The sequence below is a fragment of the Pedobacter sp. 01T416_2 genome (assembly GCF_056398925.1).
The window spans coordinates 1-5,052 of the sequence record NZ_JBFTQI010000433.1; the positions used below are offsets into that span (position 1 = coordinate 1).

Annotated in this window: 5 protein-coding genes; 2 read left to right on the forward strand and 3 right to left on the reverse strand. The window is 38.8% G+C overall.

Going from position 1 to position 5,052, the window contains the following annotated elements; genetic code table 11:
- The first annotated feature begins 359 nt into the window (after nt 1–359).
- The gene (locus tag AC1DPQ_RS17230; protein ID WP_477583038.1) at nt 360–938 is read left to right on the forward strand and encodes an RNA polymerase sigma factor; all 579 of its coding nucleotides are present in this window, start codon (nt 360–362) and stop codon (nt 936–938) included.
- Nucleotides 931–2,235, forward strand: coding sequence for a carboxypeptidase-like regulatory domain-containing protein (locus AC1DPQ_RS17235; protein WP_477583036.1), 1,305 nt, complete (start codon nt 931–933; stop codon nt 2,233–2,235). The genes AC1DPQ_RS17230 and AC1DPQ_RS17235 overlap by 8 nt, the downstream gene beginning before the upstream one ends.
- Nucleotides 2,236–2,725: 490 nt before the next feature.
- On the opposite strand, the gene AC1DPQ_RS17240 is transcribed toward AC1DPQ_RS17235, so the two are convergent.
- The 3 genes from AC1DPQ_RS17240 to AC1DPQ_RS17250 form a co-directional block, all read right to left on the reverse strand.
- Nucleotides 2,726–3,736, reverse strand: a complete 1,011-nt coding sequence (locus AC1DPQ_RS17240) for an inorganic phosphate transporter (protein ID WP_029274247.1) — start codon at nt 3,734–3,736, stop codon at nt 2,726–2,728.
- A gap of 12 nt (nt 3,737–3,748) precedes the next feature.
- A complete protein-coding gene (locus AC1DPQ_RS17245) occupies nt 3,749–4,390 on the reverse strand; it encodes a DUF47 domain-containing protein (protein ID WP_029274248.1) in 642 nt (213 codons plus the stop codon).
- A 244-nt stretch (nt 4,391–4,634) separates the two neighbouring features.
- Nucleotides 4,635–5,052 (reverse strand): sensor histidine kinase (locus AC1DPQ_RS17250; RefSeq protein ID WP_477610351.1); only part of this gene is annotated, 418 nt, incomplete at its 5' end.

Below are 5,052 nucleotides of genomic sequence, written 5' to 3' on the forward strand. Positions count from 1 at the left end.
GCGTTCCGGTGGCAGCTGTGGTAGTGCCCTGTTTTTCGGTTACTTTTTTAAATATATCACTCAGTTTAATCTGTGCGCTAACATTTAGGCTTGTAAATATCAGCATGGCCAGTGATGCCGATAAAATATTGATCTTTTTCATTTTGTGTGTTTAATCATGTTTAGCAAAACAACTGCCATAATTCTTATTTACCCTCAAAGATAAGCCTTTGCACATGGCAATAATGTTAAACCACTTAAAAAGATAGGGAGCAAGGTAAAATATTTAGGCCCTTCTCTTCCTAAAAAATTAGTTTATGTGCCATCACTCAGAAATATTTTTTATACTTGAAAGATAATTCGAAATAGCTACCATTTTTTTGAGGTTTATAAAAAACACAGCTGGGAACGCCCAGCAAGAAGACGCCAAACTGATTGCCCAGTATAAAAATACGGGCGATTTAGACGCGTTGGGTACGCTTTACAATAAATATATGCATTTGGTGTTCGGGGTTTGTTTAAACTACTTCAAAGATGAAGAGCAAAGCAAGGATGCGGTAATGCAGATTTTTGAAGAACTGGTAACGAAGCTGAAAATACATGAGGTACAGAACTTTAAAAGCTGGCTTCATGTTTTAACGCGGAACCATTGTTTAATGGCACTACGTAAATCGGCGAAGCAAAATAATGTCTCATTAGACGATACTTTTGTGGAAAATAGCGAGTTTGTGCATCTGGATATAGACAACACAAAAGAAACGCAGCTTACCATTATGGAAAAGTGTATGGAAACTTTGCCCGAAGAACAGCGAAAAAGTGTAGATTTATTTTATTTACAAGAAAAATGTTATAAAGAAGTAGCCGATATTACGGGCTACGACATGCTTAAAGTTAAGAGTTACATCCAAAATGGTAAGCGGAATTTAAAGATTTGTATAGAGAAAAACAGTAGTGAATAACGATTGGTTAGATATTGATGTTCTGGAAGATTACCTGGATGGTAAACTTGATGTTAAGGCTATGCACTTTGTAGAAAGACAGGCTTTGGAAGACCCTTTTGTTGCCGAAGCATTAGAGGGACTGAAACAATCGCCCAAACGCAAGCAAACGCTTTCTATTTTACAAAAACAACTGTACGACCGTGTTTCGGAGAAACCTATAAAACGTAAGCTTTGGGGCATTACTACCCAAAGGTTAAGTATTGCAGCAACTGCAACCGTAGCATTTATTGCGGTAAGCATTTTATTCTTTATGCGCGAAACCAATCGCAGGAATGCAGAACTTGCTGCACATAAACAGGGCGGTGTGATGGTTCAGTTAGATAGTACAACGAGTATTGCTTCAGTTCAACCCAAACCTAAAGAAGATACGGTTACGCAAAACTCTACAAAGGCAGCTTTGATTGATAAAGCAATTACAGCCGCAAAAACGGGGGATTTAGCGAAAAACATTAAAGCAAAACCTGCATTAGAACGGGCAGAGCAACAAATGGCCGAGGTAAAAGCGGCGAAAATTGCAACCGAGAGCAATCGCGCTAAAGCGAAGAGCGCGGTAGGCTTTGGCAATTACAGACCAAGCCCAGTTACGATAAGTGAGACTGTAGTGGCAGCAGCACCAGCATTTGGCTCTAGTAAAATTGCGTTTAGCGGCAACGTTGTAGACCAAAGTAATGGCCAACCTGTTCCGGGTGCTGTGGTAAAGTTAGCGGGTTCTAAAAATGTAACCGCGACTGATGCTAAAGGTTATTTCTATTTACCTGCTGATAGCAACGCAAAAGATAAGGACTTATTGATTAACGCTATTGGCTTTAAAGAATTACCTGTAGCTGGTCTGCAAGATCCTAATGCAATTAAAAGTGCTTTAAGCGGGAATAGATCACTAAACGAAATCGCATTAATTACAGGCTCATATGGGCATAAGAAAGAAAATATTGCGGCACCAAAAATTACACTGCATGCAGAACAAAACCTGGATGGAAAATCGGCCGATGATATTACGAAGCCTATTCCGGTTTCTACCATTAACTATAGTCAATACTTAGAGAATAACAACAAACTTTATAACCCTAAAGGCCCCGAACAATTTGTGATTTTAAGTTTCAAAGTTAAAAGTAACGGACGCCCAACAAATATCAGCGTTATAAAATCACTGAACAAAAAAGCCGATGCGGAAGCCAAAAGACTGATACAAGAAGGTCCGGATTGGGTGTTGCCTAAAAATGGAACTGATTTAGTCGAAATAAGCGTTAAGTTTTAAGTTTCCAGCTATTTATTAGCGAAGGGTTTCAAGCAGCCAATATTTCCTAATAAACTTTCTATTTTTTTTAAAATCCCCTCACATGTCAGTCTGAGCGTAGTCGAAGACACCTATTCAATAATTAGAAAACATTGACTCCGCCACCATTGACAGATTCTCATAGAAAGATCGTCATTACGAGGTACTGCCAGCCCCGACTCTTCGGAGAAGCAATCTTAATGTTCACCCTATTATTAGCTATCGTTGTATGATTGCTTCGTCGTACCTCCGCGCAATGACGATTTTAAGCACCCAATATTCTCCCAAGAACCACAACAATTGTAATCTAAACCCGATATAAGCGGACATCCCGATTTTTCATCGGGATAAAGCGTTTAGCGGGGCGGAACCCAAACCAAAGGCTTCCACTCCTGCTTTCCAAATCATTACAAAACAAAAAAGACCAAGGCTATTAGCTTTGGTCTCTCAAGTATATTAAAGGATTTTGTTTTTATTTTAAGTAATAGATCACGGCATAAATAATCGCCGCTAATGTAGCCGAAACCGGAATGGTTAAAATCCAGGCCCAGATTAAGTTGATGGTTACACCCCAACGTACTGCAGAAACGCTTTTTACTACACCTACCCCTACAATCGAACCTGTAATGGTATGCGTTGTAGAAACCGGAATACCGAAATGCTCTGTAATACCTAAAGTTACTGCTCCAGCGCCTTCGGCAGCAACACCTTCCAGTGCGGTTACTTTAGTGATTTTGGAACCCATTGTTTTAACAATTTTCCAGCCACCACTCATTGTACCTAACGATATTGCCGAATAACAGGCAATTGGCACCCATGCAGGCATAGCTTCGAAATTAGGAATTACTTTTGAGGCGATTAAAGCTGTTGCAATGATTCCCATTACCTTTTGAGCATCGTTACCTCCGTGGAAGAAACTTAATGCAGCAGAAGAAAGCAATTGCAGGCGTTTAAACCATTTCTCAGCAGTTGCTGGCTTAGCATAACGACAGATATTGATAATGATCAGTGTTAATACAACTGATATAACCATACCGATTATTGGTGCCAGTACAATAAAAGAAACAATTTTTATTACATAACCCGTGTTTACAGCATCAAGCGGACTAGCGCCTATAAGTAAAGCATGTGTCATACCTGCACCAGCAAAACCGCCAATTAAGGTATGTGATGAACTTGAAGGGATACCATACCACCAGGTTAAAAGGTTCCAGATAATTGCTGCAACCAAACCTGCAAGGATAACTTCTAAAGTGATATAATTTTCGATTACCGTTTTAGCAACTGTATTGGCTACTTTGTGGTCGGTAAAATAAAAGTAGGCAGCAAAATTGAACAACGCAGCCCACAAAACCGCCTGAAAAGGCGTAAGAACTTTTGTAGAAACAACTGTTGCAATCGAGTTAGCGGCATCGTGAAAGCCGTTAATGTAATCGAAAGCAATAGCCAGAATTACAACAACAACCAATAAGGTAGTTACCATGTTTGTTTTTTATTAAGCGTTTTTAACCAAGATAGTTTCAAGCACATTCGCCACATCCTCACACTTATCTGTCGCTTTTTCTATCGTTTGTAAAACCTCTTTTTGTTTAATTAATTCAATCGCATTGGTTTCGTATTCGAATAAACGGGCTACCGCTAATGTAAATACATAATCAGCCTGGTTTTCGCCACTGTTAATACGGATACAAGCATCGGCAATTACACGGATGTTTTTGAAACTGCGTAATTCTTTAATTGCTTTATCAATATCAGTACACATTTCTACCAAAAGCTCGGCAATTTTAACAATCGGCTCGTTAATGGTATTCATGTTATACATCTGCATACGGTTTGCAGTACCATAAATATAATCGGCAACATCATCAACGGCAGTAGCCAATGCATGAATGTCTTCTCTATCAAATGGCGTAATAAAGTTCCTGCTCAGTTCAAGAAAAATTGAATGGGTAATATCATCACCTACATGCTCTAAGCGCTCAATTTCTTTAAAAATTGTTTTTCTGCTTTCAGCATCACCTGTGCTAACCATTTCTAAAAGGGTTTCTGCAATTTTTAATGCATTGCTACCTGCCTGCTCGAAAAGCGGATGAAACTTTTTGTCTTGAGGTGTAAAGAACTTAAAAATATTGTTCATGTTAATTTTTAATATGTTGCAAAGCTACAAGCCCAATGTTAAGTTAATGTTAATTTATTAATTATATTAACTAATTATCTCCTTATTTAGTCAGGAGTGCGTTATTTCTATATTTTCAGATAGCTGACAATGAAATAATTAAAGAAGTTCATTGGCATTAGCGCATTAGTTTGCCCGCTTCTGTGTAATTAGCGCCTTTGTGACAAAAGAATTAAGGGTTGTCTACTACTAAAAAGATCGAAAATTACCCGCCTTTTTGTAGTGTAAATGCAAAGGTTGTGCCTATGCCCGGCGTACTTCTTACTGAAATGGTTTGTTGGTGTGCCTCTAAAATGTGTTTTACAATGGCTAAACCTAAACCTGTGCCTCCAACTTCTCTCGCCCGGTGGGTATCAATGCGATAAAAACGCTCAAACAAGCGCAACAAATGCTTTTCTTCTATGCCGATGCCATTATCGGTAACTTCGATCAAAACCTGATCGTGCAGTTCAAAAATCTTAATGGCTGTTTCGCCACCATCAATGCCATACTTAATACTGTTTACCAGCAAGTTAATCAACACCTGCCTAATCTTTTCGCGATCGGCCGAAACCAATGTAATGGCAGTATATTTATCTTTAAAAAAGAGTTTAATGTTTTTTGCTTCAGCGCGGTCTTCGAGG

Coding starts and splice junctions, on each gene's coding strand:
- AC1DPQ_RS17240 (WP_029274247.1), bottom strand. CDS start 3,736: ATGGTAACTACCTTATTGGTTGTTGTTGTAATTCTGGCTATTGCTTTC.
- AC1DPQ_RS17245 (WP_029274248.1), bottom strand. CDS start 4,390: ATGAACAATATTTTTAAGTTCTTTACACCTCAAGACAAAAAGTTTCAT.